19 protein-coding genes and 1 tRNA gene are annotated in these 17,717 nt (G+C 52.8%); 9 read left to right on the top strand and 11 right to left on the bottom strand.

Annotation, left to right across the window (positions count from 1 at the left end):
* The 7 genes from atpA to ACO6BQ_RS07595 all read left to right on the top strand — a co-directional run.
* The coding region (gene atpA, locus ACO6BQ_RS07625) for a F0F1 ATP synthase subunit alpha (protein ID WP_489120275.1) at positions 1-927 on the top strand (927 nt) is incomplete at its 5' end.
* 18 nt (positions 928-945) lie between these two features.
* A complete protein-coding gene (gene atpG, locus ACO6BQ_RS07620) occupies positions 946-1,797 on the top strand; it encodes an ATP synthase F1 subunit gamma (RefSeq protein ID WP_489120274.1) in 852 nt (283 codons plus the stop codon).
* 42 nt (positions 1,798-1,839) lie between these two features.
* Positions 1,840-3,252 carry a F0F1 ATP synthase subunit beta gene (atpD, locus tag ACO6BQ_RS07615; protein WP_489120273.1) on the top strand — a complete coding sequence of 471 codons (1,413 nt, stop codon included), beginning with the start codon at positions 1,840-1,842 and terminating at the stop codon, positions 3,250-3,252.
* A gap of 3 nt (positions 3,253-3,255) precedes the next feature.
* Positions 3,256-3,690, top strand: coding sequence for an ATP synthase F1 subunit epsilon (atpC, locus tag ACO6BQ_RS07610; RefSeq protein WP_489120272.1), 435 nt, complete (start codon positions 3,256-3,258; stop codon positions 3,688-3,690).
* A gap of 104 nt (positions 3,691-3,794) precedes the next feature.
* Positions 3,795-4,055, top strand: a complete 261-nt coding sequence (locus tag ACO6BQ_RS07605; protein WP_006692488.1) for a type II toxin-antitoxin system prevent-host-death family antitoxin — start codon at positions 3,795-3,797, stop codon at positions 4,053-4,055.
* A 132-nt stretch (positions 4,056-4,187) separates the two neighbouring features.
* Positions 4,188-4,355: a type II toxin-antitoxin system RelE/ParE family toxin gene (locus ACO6BQ_RS07600; protein ID WP_489120278.1), complete on the top strand. Its 168-nt coding sequence runs from the start codon at positions 4,188-4,190 to the stop codon at positions 4,353-4,355.
* 30 nt (positions 4,356-4,385) lie between these two features.
* Positions 4,386-5,423 (top strand): AI-2E family transporter, encoded by a 1,038-nt coding sequence (locus ACO6BQ_RS07595; RefSeq protein ID WP_489120271.1) that lies wholly within the window; start codon positions 4,386-4,388, stop codon positions 5,421-5,423.
* Between the two features lie 37 nt (positions 5,424-5,460).
* Here ACO6BQ_RS07595 and ACO6BQ_RS07590 read toward each other — a convergent pair whose 3' ends face one another.
* Together ACO6BQ_RS07590 and ACO6BQ_RS07585 are read right to left on the bottom strand one after the other, a co-directional pair.
* Positions 5,461-6,945, bottom strand: coding sequence for a serine hydrolase domain-containing protein (locus tag ACO6BQ_RS07590; RefSeq protein WP_489120270.1), 1,485 nt, complete (start codon positions 6,943-6,945; stop codon positions 5,461-5,463).
* A 213-nt stretch (positions 6,946-7,158) separates the two neighbouring features.
* Positions 7,159-7,611 carry a Dps family protein gene (locus tag ACO6BQ_RS07585; protein WP_489120269.1) on the bottom strand — a complete coding sequence of 151 codons (453 nt, stop codon included), beginning with the start codon at positions 7,609-7,611 and terminating at the stop codon, positions 7,159-7,161.
* Between the two features lie 229 nt (positions 7,612-7,840).
* On the opposite strand from ACO6BQ_RS07585, the gene ACO6BQ_RS07580 reads away from it, so the two are divergent.
* Both ACO6BQ_RS07580 and ACO6BQ_RS07575 read left to right on the top strand, forming a co-directional pair.
* Positions 7,841-9,130, top strand: coding sequence for an O-acetylhomoserine aminocarboxypropyltransferase/cysteine synthase family protein (locus tag ACO6BQ_RS07580; RefSeq protein ID WP_489120268.1), 1,290 nt, complete (start codon positions 7,841-7,843; stop codon positions 9,128-9,130).
* A 95-nt stretch (positions 9,131-9,225) separates the two neighbouring features.
* Positions 9,226-9,314, top strand: a tRNA-Ser gene (locus tag ACO6BQ_RS07575).
* A gap of 397 nt (positions 9,315-9,711) precedes the next feature.
* Here ACO6BQ_RS07575 and ACO6BQ_RS07570 read toward each other — a convergent pair.
* The 9 genes from ACO6BQ_RS07570 to ACO6BQ_RS07530 form a co-directional block, all read right to left on the bottom strand.
* Positions 9,712-10,539 (bottom strand): PD-(D/E)XK nuclease family transposase, encoded by an 828-nt coding sequence (locus ACO6BQ_RS07570; protein WP_489120267.1) that lies wholly within the window; start codon positions 10,537-10,539, stop codon positions 9,712-9,714.
* A 57-nt stretch (positions 10,540-10,596) separates the two neighbouring features.
* Positions 10,597-11,799: a tyrosine-type recombinase/integrase gene (locus ACO6BQ_RS07565; RefSeq protein ID WP_489120266.1), complete on the bottom strand. Its 1,203-nt coding sequence runs from the start codon at positions 11,797-11,799 to the stop codon at positions 10,597-10,599.
* A gap of 65 nt (positions 11,800-11,864) precedes the next feature.
* A complete protein-coding gene (locus ACO6BQ_RS07560) occupies positions 11,865-12,050 on the bottom strand; it encodes a helix-turn-helix domain-containing protein (RefSeq protein ID WP_489120265.1) in 186 nt (61 codons plus the stop codon).
* A complete protein-coding gene (locus tag ACO6BQ_RS07555) occupies positions 12,040-12,654 on the bottom strand; it encodes a hypothetical protein (RefSeq protein ID WP_489120264.1) in 615 nt (204 codons plus the stop codon). Before ACO6BQ_RS07555 ends, ACO6BQ_RS07560 begins: the two co-directional genes overlap by 11 nt.
* Positions 12,651-14,582, bottom strand: coding sequence for a hypothetical protein (locus ACO6BQ_RS07550; RefSeq protein WP_489120263.1), 1,932 nt, complete (start codon positions 14,580-14,582; stop codon positions 12,651-12,653). The genes ACO6BQ_RS07555 and ACO6BQ_RS07550 overlap by 4 nt, the downstream gene beginning before the upstream one ends.
* Positions 14,575-14,895, bottom strand: coding sequence for a hypothetical protein (locus ACO6BQ_RS07545; RefSeq protein ID WP_489120262.1), 321 nt, complete (start codon positions 14,893-14,895; stop codon positions 14,575-14,577). Before ACO6BQ_RS07545 ends, ACO6BQ_RS07550 begins: the two co-directional genes overlap by 8 nt.
* A 167-nt stretch (positions 14,896-15,062) precedes the next feature.
* Positions 15,063-16,736: a hypothetical protein gene (locus tag ACO6BQ_RS07540; RefSeq protein WP_489120261.1), complete on the bottom strand. Its 1,674-nt coding sequence runs from the start codon at positions 16,734-16,736 to the stop codon at positions 15,063-15,065.
* An 86-nt stretch (positions 16,737-16,822) separates the two neighbouring features.
* Positions 16,823-17,431, bottom strand: a complete 609-nt coding sequence (locus ACO6BQ_RS07535; RefSeq protein ID WP_489120260.1) for an ERF family protein — start codon at positions 17,429-17,431, stop codon at positions 16,823-16,825.
* A gap of 14 nt (positions 17,432-17,445) precedes the next feature.
* A partial coding sequence (locus tag ACO6BQ_RS07530) for a siphovirus Gp157 family protein (protein ID WP_489120259.1) occupies positions 17,446-17,717 on the bottom strand: 272 nt, incomplete at its 5' end.

Here is a 17,717-nt window from a genome sequence, read left to right as displayed (position 1 = left end):
ATCGGTCAGAAGGCATCGACCGTTGCACGCGTTGTCAAGACGCTTGAGGACGGCGGCGCGATGGAGTACACGATCGTTGTCGCGGCAACGGCTGCGGACAGCGCACCGCTCCAGTACCTCGCACCGTATGCGGGCGTTGCTATGGCGGAGTACTTCATGTACAAGGGCGGTCATGGGCTGTGCGTCTATGACGACCTCTCCAAGCACGCGGCTGCGTACCGTGCGATGTCGCTGCTGCTCCGCCGTCCGCCCGGACGCGAGGCATACCCGGGCGACGTGTTCTACTTACACTCCCGCCTCCTCGAGCGCGCGGCGAAGCTCTCCGACGCACTCGGCGCAGGCTCCATCACGGCACTGCCGATCATCGAGACGCTCGCGGGCGACCTTTCGGCGTACATCCCGACGAACGTCATCTCGATCACCGACGGTCAGATCATGCTGGACACCGACTCGTTCTACTCGGGTATCCGCCCGGCGATCAGCGTCGGTCTCTCGGTCTCCCGTGTCGGCGGTTCCGCACAGATCAAGGCGATGAAGCAGGTCGCGGGCACGATGCGTCTGGATCTCGCGCAGTACCGCGAGCTCGCGGCATTTGCCCAGTTCGGCTCCGACCTCGACAAGGCGACGAAGGCACAGCTCGATCGCGGCGCACGCATGGTCGAGACGCTGAAGCAGGCGCAGTACAGCCCGCTCTCCGTTGCCGAGCAGGTGCTTGTCATCTTCACGGCGGTACGCGGACATCTCACGGACATCCCCGTGGGCAAGGTTGTCACGTTCCACACGGACTTCCTCAAGTTCATGCGTTCCTCGCATCCCGAGATCGCATCGGCGATCACGTCGAAGCAGAAGCTCGACGATGCGCTCGAGGCGGACATCACGAAGGCGATTGCGGAGTTCAAGGACACCATCTCCTACAAAGAAGCGTAAGGGGAGAGGTGACTGTATATGGCAAATTTACAGGACATCCGTCGCCGCATTCGCAGCGTTAAGAGCATCCAACAGATTACAAACGCCATGGACATGGTCGCGACCTCGCGTCTGCGCCGTGCCAAGGAGGCCGCAAACAACAATGCGCCCTACGCCGAAAAGACCTCTGCGGTCATTCGGAGCGTCGCGGCGGCGGCAAGCGGTGTCTCGCATCCGCTGCTTGAGCAGCACAGTGAGGGCAAACGCCTCATCCTCGTGATGGCGGCGGACAAAGGCCTGGCGGGTGCCTACTCGAGCAACGCGCTCAAGACGGCAATGACGCTCGCCCTAGACAAGGCGAACACGCAGATTGTCGCGGTCGGGCGCAAGGCGCGTGATTTCTTCAAGAATCGCGGCTTTGACATCGTGCACCAGCGCGTTGGCATCAGCGAGCGTCCGAAGGCAAGCCACGCACAGAAGCTCGCGGCGCAGCTCATCGCTGCGTTCGAGGCGGGCGGCGTGCAGGAAGTCTACATGGTCTACACGCGCTTTGTCTCGGCGATCACCTGCGTCCCCGAGATCGTGAAACTCCTGCCCTTTGCGGCGGAGAGCGAAAACGCGGCGCACGCGCAGGCACAGTACATCTATGAACCGAATGCCGAGGAGGTGCTCGGGGCACTGCTGCCGCAGTACCTGTTCACCACCATCTATGCGGCGCTCCTCCAGTCGGCGGCGAGCGAACTGAGTTCACGCATGAACGCAATGAGCAACGCGACCGACAACGCAGGCGAACTCATCGGGAAGCTCGACCTCTACTACAACAAGGTACGTCAGGCGGGCATCACGAACGAGATCAACGAGATTGTCGGCGGCGCCGAGGCACTCAAGTGACATCCATGCACAATGGGTACATGGAGGTAAGGAGGTTTTCCATTGGCAAAAGGTAAAGTCGTACAGGTCATCGGACCTGTCGTAGATATTGAATTCCCGGCGGGCGAACTGCCGGAGATTCTGAACGCCATCAAGGTCACGGGCAAGACCGCCGACCAGGAGGTGAGTCTCACGGTCGAGGTCATGCAGCATCTCGGCGACAGCGTTACGCGCTGCATCGCGATGAGTTCCACCGACGGCCTGATGCGCGGCATGGACGGCGACGATACGGGTGCGCCGATCAAGGTGCCCGTTGGCGAGGCGACCCTCGGACGCGTCTTCAACGTCCTCGGCGAGCCGGTTGATCACAACCCCGAGCCCGTCGGCAACAAGGAGGCGTGGCCGATCCATCGTCCCGCACCGAAGTTCGACGATCAGGAGACGTCGACGCAGATCCTCGAGACGGGTATTAAGGTCGTTGATCTGATTGCTCCGTACTCGCGCGGCGGAAAAATTGGTCTCTTTGGCGGCGCAGGCGTCGGCAAGACCGTTCTCATCATGGAGCTCATCCACAACATCGCGACCGAGCACGGCGGCTACTCCGTCTTTGCGGGCGTCGGCGAGCGTACGCGTGAGGGCAACGACCTCTGGTCGGAGATGACCGAGTCGGGCGTTATCGACAAGACCGCACTCGTCTACGGTCAGATGAACGAGCCGCCCGGAGCGCGTATGCGCGTGGCACTCACGGGTCTTACGATGGCGGAGTACTTCCGCGACGTGCAGGGGCAGGACGTGCTTCTGTTCGTTGACAATATCTTCCGTTTCATCCAGGCAGGTTCGGAGGTCTCGGCTCTGCTCGGACGTATGCCGTCCGCCGTTGGCTACCAGCCGACGCTGACGACCGACGTCGGCGCACTGCAGGAGCGTATCACCACGACGAAGAAGGGCTCGATCACGTCCGTGCAGGCGGTCTACGTCCCTGCGGACGACCTGACCGACCCCGCACCGGCTGCGACCTTTACGCATCTGGATGCGACCACCGTTCTCTCGCGTCAGATCGCCGAGCTCGGCATCTATCCCGCCGTCGATCCGCTCGACTCCACCTCGCGTATCCTCGACCCGCACGTTATCGGGCAGGAGCACTACGAGGTCGCGCGCGGCGTGCAGGCGGTGCTCCAGAAGTACAAGGAACTGCAGGACATCATCGCCATCCTCGGCATGGAGGAACTCTCCGACGAGGATAAGCTCACTGTCTCGCGTGCACGTAAGATCCAGCGCTTCCTCTCGCAGCCGTTCGCGGTCGCAGAGGTCTTCACCGGCTCGCCCGGCAAGTACGTTGCGCTCAAGGACACGATCCGCGGCTTCCGCGAAATCCTTGACGGCAAGTACGACGAACTCCCCGAGGCTGCCTTCTACATGGTCGGCGGCATCGAAGAGGCGGTCGAAAAGGCGAAGAAACTCAAAGAGGAGGAGTGACGGATGGCGACCATCAAGCTGGAGATTGTATCTCCCGACCGCATGGTCTACGCCGCCGATATCGACATGCTCATCGCCCGCTCCACGGGCGGCGAGATCGGCATCCTGCCGAAGCACATCCCCCTCGTCACGGGGCTTTTGCCCCATGCCATGAAGATTCATGTCGACGCCAAGGAGCAGCTCATCGCTGTGGCGGGCGGCTTCATGGAGGTCACCCCCGAGAAGATCACCGTTCTCGCAACCGCTGCGGAGGAGCCGATCGACATCGACATCAACCGCGCGCAGCGCGCCTACGAGCGCGCACAGGAGCGTCTGCAGCTCCTGCGCGAGAGCCCCGATACACAGGATGGCATCATCGACGAACAGCGTGCCATCCTCGCCCTCAAGCGTGCTGAAGCGCGTTTGCAGACGGCAAAGGCTCCGACACCCGGAGCGTAAGAGGTATATGGAAACGCCCCAACCGCATCGGTTGGGGTGTTTTTGTATTGGAGAATCTGTATAAACTATGGTATAATTATCCCATTCCGGAAAGGAGGTGCATTATGCCACAGATTATTCCCATCAAGGATCTCAAGGATACCGCGCGCATCTCGGAGATGTGCCACGCGAGTGACGAGCCGATCTACGTCACGAAGAACGGCTACGGTGACATGGTCTTTATGAGCATGGAGACGTACGAAAATATGCAGGAGCGGGGACATATCTACCGCGAGATTGCTCGTGCCGAGGAGGATATTGAGGCGAGGCGGACGTATGACGCACGCGAGGCACTTGCTCGCACGAGACTGAAATATGCGCTATAGACTTATTGTTCCGGCGTATGTGAATGAGCAGATCGATACGTGCATTGCGTACATCGCACAGACATATGCAATCCCGATGCAGCACGCAGCGTCTTGGATGATGTTGCAGTCGTCTATGAGCGATAGGAACATCTGCCGGAAGCCTTTCCGCTATGTCGTGATGCCTGCCTCCGGGCAAAGGAATATCGGAAGATAGCCCTCCCGCATCATAACTATCTTCTTATTTATCGTATTGAGAAGCGCATCGTCTACATCGTCGGATTCTTTCATATGCGTGAAAATTATCGGGACAAGTTGTAATTCAATATTATATACAGAAAGGAGGCATCTATGAATCTCGAAAGCTACCGCACATCCATTATTCTCGCCGTCACGTTTACGCTCCTGCTCTCAACGTTCTGGTTCTATCAGGACTTTGCGTTCATCATCTTCCTCTCACTGCTCCTACAGCTCCTCCTAAAGCCCGCGGTGGACTTCATGGAGGCGCGACGGATGCCGCGTGCACTCGCGTCGGCAATCGCCATCATTGCATTCATTCTCGTGCTCGCCGCACTCGCAAGCATCATCTCGCGCTCCGTCCTGCCGTCCTTTCAGCGTTTCGTCGCGGAGCTGCCGACCATCGGTCAGAGCCTGCAGCAGCTGCCCGTTTTTTCGGATACCGACTTTATCAAAGATGAGTTCGTGAACATCCTCGACCGTCTGCACACTGTCGGCGCAGAGGTGCTGCGTGCCTCGCTCTCCTTTCTCCTCGTCGCATTTGGGAAGGTCATCGACTTCGTCATCATCATCTTCGTATCGTTCTACCTCCTGAAAGACGGCCTCACGATCAAACTCTGGCTCGCGGATCTCTTCCCGCACACCGCACGGCGGCGCGTTCTCCACCTCTTTGACAACCTGCTCATCGCACTGCGTGCCTATATCTGCAGTCAGATCGTCCTGTGCGTCATCACAGGCGTTGTCGTCTTTGCCTACTTCACACTGATGGGGCTGCCGTATGCTTCGGTCTTTGCCCTGCTGTCGGGCATCAGCGAGTTTATCCCCGTGCTTGGACCTACGATTGCCTCGACCCTCGGCACGCTCATCACTGCCTCGGTGATGCGGGAGCTCACCGTGCAGACCGCGCTCTTTTACGTCGCGCTCACACAGATCAACCACAACGTCGTCTATCCCGCCCTCGTCGGCAAAAGCCTCCACCTCCACCCCGTTGCCGTCATCCTCGGTGTCGTCTTCGGCGGCGAGATCCTCGGCGCGGCGGGCATGTTCCTCGCCGTCCCCTTCATGGTTATCGTCAAGATCGTCATCACCGATATCTACCGCGACCGCAGGGAGATGCAGAAGGCAGAGGAGCGTCCTTCCACGCATGCGTAACAAAGCCCCGACCATATGTGGTCGGGGCTTCCTTACTTTAGCGATCCGAGAGCAGCGCCTCTGTCAGCGCGTCCATGATCTCCTCTTCCCAGATGTAGTTGCCGCTGAACTCTCCCGCGCTGCGCGGATCATCGTCCTCGGCAACAGCCTCGCCGTTCATGATGTAGACGAAGCCGTCCTTTGTCCCCGGGCGGAAGAATACGCCGGAGAGGAGACCGTATGCCTCGCCATTATGGCCGACGAGATCGATCTCGTGTGTGCGGTTGACGCGTGATGTGCTGCCGCCTGCGATTTGTATCTCGCCAAGACCATAGGAGAGTAGCGTGCCGTTTGACGTACTCCCGTTTTTCAGCGTCGGATCGTACTGCCACTGGGGGCGCAGCATCTCGGCGATGGAGGCGGGGGACAGGATCTGCTTCCCGCGGTAGCTGCCGCCGTTCATCAGCATCTCGAGGCAGTGCGTCAGTTCCTCGTAGGAGATGCGCAGACCGCCCTGCGGGGAGACCATTGTTGCGTTTGTGCCGGGGACATAGCCCTTGAGCGGAAAACGGCCTTGAATGTCCTCGGCGTACGGGATTTGCAGGTAGATGGAATCCTTCTTCGGCTGCTTGCCGCCGTAGTCGTCCGCCTTTCCGTACCAAGGACCGTGCTCGTCCCAGCTACCGTTCTCGTCCTTCTTTTGATAGATCGTGCCGAGCTTTGCAAAGTCCTTTTTGGCGAGGTTTCCGGGCACGTAGTCCGCCTTCGTGTTCAGCTGCTTTAGAATGTGTTTCCTTTGGTAGCGGTCAAAGCGCTCGCCTGTGACCTTCTCGATGACTGTGCCAAGGAGACCATAGTTGATGTTCGCGTAGCAGAAGTAGCTTCCGGGTGGCTCCTCTGTAGGTGCGAAGTGATCGCCGTTTTCGTAGTAGCGTCCCTCGGGTGTGAAAAACTCGCGCACGCTGACCGAGGGCGGGATGCTGTAGACCTTGCCGTCGCGCAGCGAGGATGTGTGGATCGCGAGCATACGAACCGTGATCGGTGTATCCGGATGGGCCGGATTGCGCAGGGGGAAGCCGAGATAATCACCTGCATCGGCATCGAGGCTGAGCTTGCCTGCCTCGACAAGCTGCATCAGCGTGAAAATGCAGAACTGCTTCGACACGGAGGCAATGCGAAAGCGCGTATCACGCGTAATCGGCTCTGTCGCAGCCGGGTCCTGACGGAGGAAGCGGCGGCTGCCGGCAAAGTGGCTGTATACCTCCTGCCCGTTCCGATAGAGTATGACGCCGAGCCCCGGCACCTTCGTCCCTGTATCGCCGAGCATTGCATCCAGACGCTTTGTCAGCTGCGCCTCTGCAGCGGGGGAGAGGGCGGCTCTGCCCGCAGTCATGGGAGCCGCCTGCACCTCGTGTGCAGAGGGGAGTGGTGCGGGGGCCGCGGGTGCATTGTTCGAGGCGGCAAAGGCCGCAGGCGCACCCAAGAAAAGAGTTGCACCGACGATGAGCGAAAGACGGCGCAGTGAAACAGTTCTTTTTCGCATAGGAGACTCCTTTCGTACAACAGAATCAGCAGCAAAATTTTTGCGAAAGAATCGCAAGATTGATTATAAAACAAAAGCTGCTCATCATACAATGGATTTCTCTCTTACAATATGCCCGCTGACGAAAGAATTCTGTATACCGGCGTCTGAGCATACAAAAACCGCCGTGTATCGCACGGCGGCTTCATATATAGAAAACTAAGGAGGAATGGATTAGGCAAGCATGGAGCGGAGGAACCAGATCTGCTTTGCGTAGTTGGTGATGTGATCCTCCATGAGGTTCGCGACGCCGAAGCAGTCATGCGCATCGGCAGCCTTGCGGATCTCAAGTGCCTGGTCGCGGAGGAGTTCGAGATCCGCAAGCGTGATCTCAAGTGCCTTCTTCTGATCGACCGCCTCATCGCCGAGCTCCTTAATCGTTGCGATTTCGAGGTAGCCCTTGAGGCTGCCGACCGGCTGTGCGCCCGCCATCTTGAGCAGCTCTGCCGTCTCATCGAGCACATCCGCGAATGCGTCATAGAGCGACTCGAGGTACTCGTGTACCGCCTTGAACTGCGAGCCGACGACGTTCCAGTGGAGGTTGTGGAGCTTGATGTAGCCGACACCGATGTTGGCAATGTAGGTGTTGAGTGCGTTGTTGAGGTTTGTATCATTTGCGTGTGACATAGTGGGAAATCCCCTTTCATAACTTTGTACTGCAGATCCTTGGGAATCTGCTTCATATCCTGTTGTCATTGACTATTATAGTCTAAGCAATTTTATTTGTCAATAGTTATTATTAAATATCAGAATAAAAATTTGTGGGAAGGACTGTTTATCTTGACAAATAGGATATTTTGTATATAATTCATATCTATAAACTATGTGTTTTTGAAAATGGAAAAGGGGAATATCCATGAGCGAGAAAAACTATCATTTTGAAACCCTGCAGGTGCGTGTCGGTCAGGAGGCGGCGGATCCCGTCACGGATGCGCGTGCCGTGCCGATCTATCAGACGACCTCGTATGTGTTCCACAACGCGCAGCACGCTGCCGACCGCTTTGCACTCAAAGATCCGGGCTATATCTACGGGCGGCTCATGAATCCGACGCAGGATGTGTTCGAGAAGCGCATCGCGGCGCTTGAGGGCGGTGCGGCGGCACTCGCGTTTGCCTCGGGGGCGGCAGCAATCACGGCGACGTTCCAGGGGCTCGCTCATGCGGGCGATCACATCGTCGCGCAGCAGACCATCTACGGCGGCTCGTACAACCTCCTCGCGCATACGGTGAAGGAGTGGGGCATCGACGTGACCTTTGTCGATCCGAGGGCGGGCGCACAGGGCTTTGCCGATGCGATCCGTCCGAATACGAAGTGCGTCTTCATCGAGACCGTCGGCAACCCGAACGCCGATCTCATCGACATCGAGGCGGTCGCACAGGCAGCGCACGCGCAGGGCGTGCCCGTCGTCATCGACAACACCTTTGCCACGCCCTACCTCCTGCGCCCCATCGAGCACGGCGCGGACATCGTTGTGCACTCGGCGACGAAGTTCCTCGGCGGACACGGCGCGAGCCTCGGCGGCGTGATCGTAGACGGCGGAAAGTTCGACTGGAAGGCATCGGGACGCTTCCCGCACCTCACCGCCCCGAACCCGAGCTATCACGGCGTGAGCTTCGTCGATGCGCTCGGTCCTGTCGCATTCGTTGTCTATATCCGCGCACTCATCCTGCGCGACACGGGCGCGGCAATCGCACCACAGAGCGCGTTCTACTTCATCCACGGGCTTGAGACCCTGTCCCTGCGTGTCGAGCGTCATGTGGAGAATGCACTGAAAGTGGTAGACTTCCTCGCGAAGCACCCGAAGGTGGCGAAGGTCAATCATCCCTCCCTGCCCAACCACCCTGACCATGAAATCTACAAGCGGTACTTCCCGCACGGCGGCATCTCCATCTTCACGTTCGACATTGTGGGCGGGCGTGAGGCGGCGTTCCGCTTTATCGACAAACTGACCCTGTTCTCGCTGCTCGCGAACGTTGCGGACGTGAAGTCGCTTGTCATCCACCCCGCGACCACCACGCACTCGCAGATGAATGAAGCCGAGCTTGCCGCCTCCGGCATCGGTGAGGGAACGGTGCGCCTCTCCATCGGCATCGAGCACGTCGATGATCTGATTGCGGATCTTGAGGAGGCGCTTGCGGCGGTCTGACGGATTGCCACTTGCCCCACGTCGCAGTATCCTGAAAAAATCCTTGCCAATGTGCCCCTCACTGTGCTATAATGCGTCATATCGCATAAGCGCATGGAGAGGTGTCCGAGTGGTCGAAGGTGCTTGACTCGAAATCAAGTGTGGTGATGAGCCACCGTGGGTTCGAATCCCACCCTCTCTGCCATTGAAAAATAAGGCTTCGTGGAGATTTTCACGAAGCCTTTTCTGCACTCTTTTTTCGGTGAAAAACAGGAATTTGGGCACATTTTGGGCACTAGAGATTTTGAACTCGTTTTTTGAGGCTGTAAAATTTACGACTACGACATAGAAAAAGAGGATGCCGTACAGCATCCTCAGATTCGTTTGTGCATCACTTTTGAGCTCTTGGAAGGAGCTGTTTGATTTCCTTCTCAGCGGACGAAAAGCTCTCTTTTGTCCCTTGTCCGATGTCTTTTTTGCAGAATACCCGTGTTTGTGGTGGTATCCATACCCTGTTATTTGCATGGACAGGCGGGACGAGGGGACAATACTCTGGTGGACAGTGCATCACTTTTTGGAGAAACGTGATGCACCTTTCTCCGTTATAGGAGTGCCAGATACTTGGACTGCTCGTCTTTTGCAATACTCAGCGCGTCCATCGCGGCTTCAGCGGAGATTCCCATGCGCTGGATCAGGCTCTTGATGTTCTTCAGGCGTTCTGTCTCTGCACCGCGCACCTCTCCTTGCATAGTTCCTTCCGCAACACCTTCGTTATACAGTTCTTCCATTACCCTGCACATAGCTGTTACCCCCTTTTCATCTTCTTTGAAAAAACGCGCGCGCTCGGCGAGCACTTCGCTATACATATCGTTCGGATTGGTGCAGAAAAAGTCGTGCATCAATCGCCCCAATGGGTCGTCGCTCTGACATTCGCCATTCACATAGAGGATATGTGTGCCGTCATCGAAGGCATCCGCCGTATCCTCGAAGGTTCGGCGCACCTTGTAGAGCGGCTTACCGCGCTTCCATATATCATGCTCTGTGATGAATATGACGTATGTTTCGGGAAGGTCTGGGAACTCCGTTCCTTTACTGACCGTGCGGGCGTCGATCATGCTGCTGTTGTAGCGTGCACGCCGTGGAATCGCGCCCTCGTCGCTGCGCTGTATCTCTACATTGTAGATCGCCACGCCATCCGTTGCAAGGGCGTCGAAGCGAACAGAACGTCCGTAGAGATTTGGTGCATTCTGTTGCGTGAAGACCTCCGTCACGTGCAGACGCTCATTTCCCATCACAGCGCGGAGGACGACCTCCATACATGGGATGTTCCCGTCAAAACAACTGTTGAAGAAGGTGTCGTCCATCAGTCGAAGTTGTTTGATCTTCTCAAGGTATTGGTTTTGATTTTGCTTGCGTGTTATGATAATCACCTCAACTCACATGCTCTACCTATATTTTATAGGGATTTCCATTTTTTTGCAAGAATGTCATTTTTCTTGCGTACCAAACACATAATCTCCAATCTGCGCAGCGGCTTCTTCCTTTGTCTTTTGCATGACGTGCGTATAAAGATCCGCCGTAATGGCAATCGAGCTGTGCCCGAGGATTTCGGAAGCTGTTTTCATGGCAACGCCGGATTGCAGCATCAGCGAAGCACATGAATGGAGTAAATCGTGAAAACGGATGGTACGCATATTGTGGCGTGCCAAGAAATCCTTGAATGCTTTTGTGAAATTGCCGGGGCGGATCGGCGATCCATTCCCACGGCATAGAACAAGATCGGTTTCGTCGTATGCATTGCCGAGCCATTCCTTATGTTGGTCTAGCTCCTCCTTTCGTCGCTTCAATATGGCGAAAACCTCAGCGGGGGCGTGAATGGAGCGAATGCTTTCAGTACTCTTAGGCGTGGAGAAATGTATTTTGTGATGAATCTCTATTACCTGCTCATCAATGGTGATGGATTGGCTGTCAAAGTCAATTTTCGACCATTTGAGCCCCAGGCATTCACCGCGCCGTAGACCGCATATTGCCGCGAGTGCGATTGCTGCTTGCCAAAAACTGTTTTCAGCAGCTGCTGCTTCTAACAAAGAACGAGTCTCCTCCGCGCTGTATGCGGATGCCTTGAACTTCTTTGCCTTTGGGATATTTGTTACACTGAGCAATGGATTCTTGACCAGCAAGCCTTTCTGTACGGCATGTCCAAGAGCTTCGTTCAGGACGCGGTGGATGTAGAGCACGGATTTCGCCGAGAGGCCGCCTTTTCCGTCCGCGCGCCCCTGTTGCAGCAGGGATGCGTAAAACTCATCGATCTGCATGGGGGTAATCGCTTTGATGTCGCAGCCACCAGCCCAAGGAATCAGGCGTTTCTTCACAATCGCCTCATACTGAGCGTACGTACTGGCTTTGACATTGACCCTGGCATAGCTGTTGAGCCATGCGTTCAAATAAGTGGATAAGGCGAGCTTTTCTGGCGCGAGAAAAACTCCTTCCTGCTGCGCCTTGTTGATTTGAAGCAGGAACTCCTCGGCATCTACACGACGGAGAAAACCGCGTTTTTTCTTTCGTACGATTTGTCCTGTTGCGGGGTCACGATAGTTGTAGCGGACATCGTAGACTTTCATCTCTGTTCGGAGTTTTCCGTTTGCATCACGCGCATTTTTTCGGATGCGCACTTCTATTGTTCCTTGCATTTGTACATTCCTTCCGATAAAATAGGAGCAGCAAGAATGCCGCTCCTCGTGGTTAAAATGGGGGATTAGGCGTGAATACCCTCCGTTAAAAACTGCTCGACGCAGACCTTAGGAATACGATACTCGCGCCCCATTTTGATAGAGCCGATCTTTTTGTTATGGACAAGCCCGTACGCCTTATTTCGTCCAATGCGAAGAATTTCTGCAACTTCACGGACGGTATAGGTGGCGGGGATGATGTTATTCGACATGAGCGACTCCTCCTTCGGATGCGGTCAGTTGCCACTGTGGACGTGGATGAGGTAATTGTTGAGGAACGCTTGACAGGCACTCTTTGAATTTTTCAGCGAAATCAACCGGGATGATTGTATCAAGAGGAAGGTTTTGGAGGCATGGAAGACCTCCAGTGATGTAGGGGGCGAATGCCAGGAGGTGCTGCAATAATACCCAGTTTAGGGCATTTTGCGCAGCCTGTACGCTGGATTCTTCCATTACAATCGAATCAGGGTGTTGTGCAAGAAATTCGATGACATTTACAGTGCTTGCCAGGATGGCAATGACATCGTATGATCTCGCTGAAAAGACACGCCAACATGGAGGCTGCATCAGCGGAACACCTGAAGTAAAATGGAATCCTGCCGCTTGCCAATCCTCAAATCTTGGGAGAGTGGGGAGCACCCACGGATTGCGTTCCCACGCCTTCCATGCGTAGTTTTTACAGGCTCTGACATAGGCGTGCTCAATGGTCTCGCATGTCGATATTTGAATGCTGACTTCCTGACCGATGACCTCCGACATCTCGTGAGGGGAATTAAAGGCTGCAAATCCGCGATGAAATTCGACGAGATACATCATAATGCTTGATCCTCCATATACTTCTGAACGGCATTCATTCGCAGAACAAGCATCCGTTGACGCTTTCCTTTTTTTGCACGAATGAGATATTCATTTCCGGTTGAACCTTTTCCTTTGAGCTTTCCTTTGGAAAGGCCAAGGTGTAATAGTTGCTCTTTAATTGTGGCTTCTTTGCTCATCCACGGCTCGCCAATGCGTTGATAGTAGGCATGGACTAGGTTAAAGGCGCAATCCCATCGAACCCATAACAAGTCGTTTCCTGCTTCTCTGAAACCGATGAAATTGTCTTCGTTTCCCACATAGCAATCTTCACTGTCTGCTACTTTGCTGTTTTGTGACATATCCACGACCTCTGAGAGTGCAATCAAAAAACGCAGTTCTGGCTTCTGATAGCGGGCTTCTTGGCTGTTATGCGTAACCCCTATCCGAATGCTGTCGTCGAATTGTTGCCATAGATTTTCGGGTAGTGTAACCCCGCAGAAAGCACTGAATCCCGAAAGGACATCTTTTGCGACACGAAGCAGGACAGCTGCGTCAATGTAACGTTTATCGCGATACGAACGAGCATAACTCTCGCGATAATCGTTTTGTAGCTGACCATATGCTGCTGTGATTTCATGCCCATATTCCGTGAGATACTGAACGAACAAGGCAAAATAGCAGCGCAGTATTTCCGAGTCTTCTTGAAAAATACGTAGGGCTTCGCCTGAAAAGGTATGCTCGTCTATCGGAATTTCTATCACGCGCAGCATACTGGATGCGCCCAATGAAAGTTTTTCCTCTCCTGTCATAACGACTGCAGAGCGAACTGTTTTTCGCACAGCCTTTGAGAAATCGCGTACATTCATTTTTTCAGGGAGAATGCCATCTCCTACTGAGCGAATGACAAACTCGGCATTGTCTTCTGAGCTCCGACTGTCCCGTATGTTTGAATTGGAATAATCATCGACGCAAATACAGGTATCCCGAAGATTCGATAGTACCGTGGCAATACTGGCACGTGTCGATGTCATGCGTGTTGTTGCGTGACCGCGATCATGATCGAACACATTGGACAGTTCACGTACCGCGGAGGTTTTCAAAGAACCTGTTCTTCCTTTTACGTAGAGAACGAACATCGAAACAGCAGAGCTTCGCTTCATCCAATACAGCATGTACCCGAGATGAGCATAAAGCCATATCAGGCAAATCTGCCATTGATTTTTTCCAACGGATAGGAAACGCAATCCCCTCTGGAAAATCTCGTTATAACGCATGGAGGCTACAGTTGGAATATCCATAGAGGCACAATGTTCTCCGCTTCCCTTCCAGTAGGAGATCACGCCGTTTATTTCCATCCATCCAGAGGATTCGACATCGACAATACGCTTCATGTGTTTGCGGCTTTTGTTGAAAGTGTCGGTTAAGTACGCTTCCATGGCAGCTGCATTGGCATCCGCGAAGAAAATGCCGGGAAAATTTTTGCGGAGGATAGGGTATGCCTGTTTGTATTTTTCCACAGGAATCTCCATTGTTTTGACTTCTCCATCCCAGTCAGGACAGCTGATCTCCAGAACATAGGAATCTTTGTGCGTGTTGTCATCCACCCAGAGTTCCTTTATGGCGACAATTCGAATTGTCGCGGATGAAATTAACTGCGGAGCCCCCTTCTTGTCTGAGGTATAGAGACCTTTCTCGGATGTAATATAGCCTACGCCATAAGAACTGGAGAGTGCTGTTGCCACAGGCGTATTGATTGCTGGATGCCATATTCCTGTGACAGAATCATATTCCGCGTGAACTGCTGGGATTGTGCTCCACGGGGAATGACTTTGACCCATTATAGATAACGCTTTCAACAGCCGCACAGGTGGAGGAGGCGTTATAGATGGTGGAACCGTATCTTTTAATGTGCTCCATATAGCGGTCTTGGCATCTGTTTTAAACATAAGTGCGTTCTCCTTTCTCTTGAGTATTGTCGTTTCCGACCAGTTGCTTGAAGGCTTCTACTTGATTGTATAAGATGTTCCATTGCTCCTGAGAGACATATTCGCCCTCTTGAATCCGGTTTAACAGCGCGTGGAGAGCTGTAAGCTCAGCTTGCACAGCCTTTGGTACGATCCATATAGGCTTTGCACTCCTTAAGCGCAGGTATAGCAATCGGCTTAGTGAAATACCTGACTCGTCGGACTTAAAGCGGTAGCTTTGCAGCATATCTGGCGGCATCGCGATCGATACGCGTTGCCACTTTTCCTTTGTCATGGACGATCACTCCTCTTTTTTTAGACTTGTTTCCCGGCCGGTGATCATAGAGTACAGGGTTTCCCGGCTTGTGATGAGAGGCGAAATTTTTCCGCGTTTTGTCCCCCCTGTGATTCTTGACATCAGAAAAGCCCAGTCACCTGATTGTGACTGGGCTTGCTGTGTACTTACACTCTTTTTGAGTACTGGTCTATGATTTGCTGAAGATCCTGCTCTGGCAATATTTGAGCGACAAACTCATTTAATGAAGGCGGCGGATTATCCAGATAAGTCAGCCGAGGGATGCAGTCTTCCCAGACTTCTAATATTTTGTGCTGCATCTTGCACATCTCTGCCTGAATTGTAGCGGTTCTCATATCCCAGAAAGCTGCAATCCTATCTTGTAGCCATAGGCTGACGATCATATATTCTTCATCAGATAAAACATTATTATTTCCTCCGTAATGTTTCTTGCTCATCTTTTGCAACAATCTGTTAATTTTTAGTGTCTTTGGTTTCTTCTTTGTGTAGCCGCTACTGAGTGGAATATCGGGGCCATCTTGTGAGACAGTCTCATAAAACTTTATGATGTATAAAATATCCTTGGATGAGAGAGAACCAGCCTCATTAGAAGTACACTCTTTGAAAAAAGCATAGAGAAACTGGTAGTTTTCCATATGTCGTGACAGGTACTTTGCATATTTTTTAAGTTCGTCCTTTGTGTAGCCTTCCTTATATACTAATTTAATGATGGTTGAGCGATTTGTTTGGATATATGATGAAAGCGCGGCTTCATTTTCAATGAATTCACAAGGCAGGAGAGCTACGCTGTCATAGAAGGTGTCATCTACTGTTGGATAGTATGCCTTTGAAGATTTCATTAGTGTCAAATAGCCGTCTATCCCAGACAAAACGAAATGGATGTATGCGTAGTATGGCACCGCATTTGGATCGCCTATATGATCATAAGAAGGAGGATGTTTCAGAGACACATTTTTTATGTTGTATGTGATTGTTTTGTAGACTTTATGACATATATTTCGTTTCGTTGCACAGGAAATATTGCCGTCTATATATTGAATGACATAGTCGATAGATTGATATGAGATGGACTGTAAAAAGCTTTGTAGGGCATCCGCATACTTTTCCATATAGACAATTCTCTGCAATCCTGCCATATCATTTGAATAGCATTCTCGCAAGATTACTCTGCTTTTAATAAACTTTACGGCATCCGTATAATTCGTATGCAGGAGCGGATTGAATTTTACAAGAGACGGGTGTTGTATACAGAGAAAAGAACCGCTTATAACTTTATCCGAACAATCATAAAGGATTTTTACCAGGCGGATAACTTCGTACCTCCATTCATCTGGTTGCTCTTTGCTATATTTGATGCCGAAAAAGTTTGGAAGGTGGTCACGATATGCCGCTATGAAACGCTTACGTTCCCATTCCTCAACCTCATCTCTTGAAGCTTTTCCTGTAGCGAGCAAAATGTAGTCATATATAGAAATTCCCCTGTTTTTAGGGAAGAGAACTCCTACATATTCCTCGTGGTATGTATCGTAATCGTATTTTGTAAGTTCTTTGATGCGATGAGATGAAAGCAGCGCATTGAATTTTGTCCAATAGGGAGTTACAAATTCCGCAATATCTTCTTTCGATAGGTCTCTTGCCGGTTTCCCATATTGGAATCGTACAATGCTAAATAATTTGTGAAGTGTTACCACAAAATGGTCGAATAAACTGTTCTCATCGAAAGAACGTATGCTTAATTCTGCATCTACATCATCAAATAAATCCTGAATTGCGGCATCAATGTTATCATACAAAGGATGTACGTTTTTATTCATACACATAATATTATGCCTCCGTATATTTTAACGTGCTTATCTCCATAGAAAGAAAAGGAGAGGAATCCTTTTCTTTCTAGGAGTAAGATAGGTTAGGCAGTTGCCGCAGCTTGCTTCTGACACTCCATACACAGTGGGCGTCCATATCGCTGCATCGAGAATGTTGCCACACGCTCTGTCAGTTTTTCGCCACACTCGTGGCAGGCGTGAACCTGTCCTTTCGCTCTTGATTTCTGTTGGAATGCCCTGCTTGTTGATGCAGCGGACAGGACGGACGAATTCTCATCTGTCCGCTGGTCGGCTTCTGGATCGTCGCCTGTTGAAATGGCGAAACTGAGAAGATAGGCGTATTTGATCGCGGCAGTCTGCGCCTTCATCACTGCCTTGTCCCCACTGTCCTGTCCACTCCCCATGCCCGAAATCTCAAGGGATTCTCCAGAATCTGCATCAACGAGCTTGATTGTGATCTTGACCGTCGCGATGTGCTCTGTGCTGCCCTTTGCGGTCGTAACTTCATGTAGATCAACCACCTCGGGAACGGTAATGCTGGCAATGCCGTGTTTGACGAAGGCAGCATTCACCATCTCCAAGACATCGGCACAGGTCGCGTATTTGTACTTATGGAATGTATTCACTCCATTCTTCGCGACATAGCGACATTCCTGCATGACCGCAATAAGTTTTTTCGCTAATTTTTGCATAGGGATTGCTCCTTTTATTTGATTTGAATATTTTCTTTTTCGCGCAGATAAATACCAGGGAAAATACATCCTTGTTTCAGGGCGTCCTTCAGTCCTTGCTTGTCCACCTTGTCCGGCATGGGGATAAGATATGCCTCTGGTATGGCTGCCCCCTCGTCGATCTGCACCTGATGTGACTTACGCCAACCAATTGAAAACTCCCTATCCTGAATCTTCTCCCCGTGGAGACAGTCGGACAAATACTGTTTGAGCCTGTCCGCCTTGTTCTTCGCCGCTGACTTACGCG

Source organism: Centipeda sp. (in: firmicutes) (assembly GCF_057271695.1).
The sequence above is the reverse complement of the archived record's forward strand: the minus strand, read 5'-3'. Positions and strand labels throughout refer to the sequence as shown.

Coding starts and splice junctions, on each gene's coding strand:
- ACO6BQ_RS07555 (WP_489120264.1), bottom strand. CDS start 12,654: ATGATGTATCTCGTCGAATTTCATCGCGGATTTGCAGCCTTTAATTCC.
- ACO6BQ_RS07560 (WP_489120265.1), bottom strand. CDS start 12,050: ATGTCGAATAACATCATCCCCGCCACCTATACCGTCCGTGAAGTTGCA.
- ACO6BQ_RS07550 (WP_489120263.1), bottom strand. CDS start 14,582: ATGTTTAAAACAGATGCCAAGACCGCTATATGGAGCACATTAAAAGAT.
- ACO6BQ_RS07540 (WP_489120261.1), bottom strand. CDS start 16,736: ATGTGTATGAATAAAAACGTACATCCTTTGTATGATAACATTGATGCC.
- ACO6BQ_RS07535 (WP_489120260.1), bottom strand. CDS start 17,431: ATGCAAAAATTAGCGAAAAAACTTATTGCGGTCATGCAGGAATGTCGC.
- ACO6BQ_RS07545 (WP_489120262.1), bottom strand. CDS start 14,895: ATGACAAAGGAAAAGTGGCAACGCGTATCGATCGCGATGCCGCCAGAT.
- ACO6BQ_RS07590 (WP_489120270.1), bottom strand. CDS start 6,945: ATGCGAAAAAGAACTGTTTCACTGCGCCGTCTTTCGCTCATCGTCGGT.
- ACO6BQ_RS07580 (WP_489120268.1), top strand. CDS start 7,841: ATGAGCGAGAAAAACTATCATTTTGAAACCCTGCAGGTGCGTGTCGGT.
- atpG (WP_489120274.1), top strand. CDS start 946: ATGGCAAATTTACAGGACATCCGTCGCCGCATTCGCAGCGTTAAGAGC.
- ACO6BQ_RS07605 (WP_006692488.1), top strand. CDS start 3,795: ATGCCACAGATTATTCCCATCAAGGATCTCAAGGATACCGCGCGCATC.
- ACO6BQ_RS07565 (WP_489120266.1), bottom strand. CDS start 11,799: ATGCAAGGAACAATAGAAGTGCGCATCCGAAAAAATGCGCGTGATGCA.
- ACO6BQ_RS07585 (WP_489120269.1), bottom strand. CDS start 7,611: ATGTCACACGCAAATGATACAAACCTCAACAACGCACTCAACACCTAC.
- ACO6BQ_RS07595 (WP_489120271.1), top strand. CDS start 4,386: ATGAATCTCGAAAGCTACCGCACATCCATTATTCTCGCCGTCACGTTT.
- atpC (WP_489120272.1), top strand. CDS start 3,256: ATGGCGACCATCAAGCTGGAGATTGTATCTCCCGACCGCATGGTCTAC.